Below are 1,306 nucleotides of genomic sequence, written 5' to 3' on the forward strand. Positions count from 1 at the left end.
GTGGGCGGGAGGCCCGGGCCCGGCTGCGCCGCCGGCGCTGGGCCCTGGTGGCTCCCGGGGCGCTCGCCTACGCGGGGTTGATCGTGACGCTGGCGCTGCTGCCGCCGGGGGGCACCTCACGGGGGGAGGCCGAGCCGCCGCCGCCCGGCTGCGTGGGGCCGGGGTGCACGGGCAAGGATCCCGAGTCGCAGGGCTGCACCCTTCCCGTTCACGAGCCGTTGACCGTCGCAGGCCACCGTTTTCCCGGCGGGGCGCGCATGGAGATCCGGTGGAGTCGGGGGTGCGAGGCGGCGTGGGCGAGGATCTGGCTGGGGTCGGTGGGTGACCGGGTGGAGATCCGCTCCCCCGAGGAGGGCGCGCAGGAGACGACCATCCGGGACCGTTGGGACGCCGAGGGGTACATCTACACCCCGATGGTGGGCGGTACGACCGAGGACGTGGAGGCCTGTCTGCGCACCGCCGACTCCCCCGAACCCCGCTGCTTCTCCCCCTGAGCGCGGCCCGCCGGGTCGGCCGATCCGGCGGGCCGGGGTCCGCCGCTCCCCCGCAGCGGGCGGCGGCCGGCCCTTGACAGGGCTTCCCCGCCGGCATGCAATATATTGCATGCCGGTACCACGGAGCCGCGGGCTCGTTCCCAGATCCCTGCTGCGGGAGAACGCCCACCGGGCGATCCGGGACGCGATCGTCGACGGCACCCTCGCCCCCGGCGAGCGGCTGAACGACGCGGAACTCGCGGAGTGGTTGGGCATCAGCCGCACCCCGGTGCGCGAGGCCCTGGCCCGGTTGGAACAGGCCGGTCTGGTGCGGACCCGCCCCGGCCGGTGGACCATGGTCAGCCCCTTGGACACGCGCGCCGCCCGGCATGCCCGCTCGGTGGTCTCGGCGATGCACGAACTGGCGGTGCGCGAGGCCGTTCCGCTGCTCTCCGCCGGGGACCTGACCGCCATGCGGGAGGCCAACTCCCGCTTCGCGTCGGCCCTGCGGGTCGGCGACGTGGAGGGCGCGATCGCCGCCGACGACGCGTTCCACGGTGTTCCCGTCACCGTCTGCGGGAACGACGCCGTGCGGGCGGTCCTGGAGCAGTTCACCCCGCTCCTGCGGCGATGGGAGCGGCTGCGTTTCTCCTCCCTCGCGGGCCGGGAGTCGGTCGCGCAGCACGACCTCGTCGTCGAGCGGTGCGGGGCCGGGGACACGGAGGGGGCGGTGGCCGCCACACGCGCCAACTGGGAGACGTTGGCACCGCTGCTGGACACGGCGACGGACTCCCCGCACGCCGCGGATCCGACCGACGGGTGAGTCACCGGCG

At 75.3% G+C, this 1,306-nt stretch carries 2 protein-coding genes; both read left to right on the top strand.

Going from position 1 to position 1,306, the window contains the following annotated elements:
* On the top strand, positions 1-494 hold a 494-nt coding region (locus FOE67_RS25945; protein ID WP_182667263.1), incomplete at its 5' end, for a DUF2690 domain-containing protein.
* 109 nt (positions 495-603) lie between these two features.
* Positions 604-1,296: a GntR family transcriptional regulator gene (locus FOE67_RS25950; RefSeq protein ID WP_182667264.1), complete on the top strand. Its 693-nt coding sequence runs from the start codon at positions 604-606 to the stop codon at positions 1,294-1,296.
* The last annotated feature ends 10 nt before the right edge of the window (positions 1,297-1,306 follow it).

This window comes from Streptomyces calidiresistens (genome assembly GCF_014141525.1).
Taxonomy (GTDB): Bacteria; Actinomycetota; Actinomycetes; order Streptomycetales; family Streptomycetaceae; genus Streptomyces; species Streptomyces calidiresistens.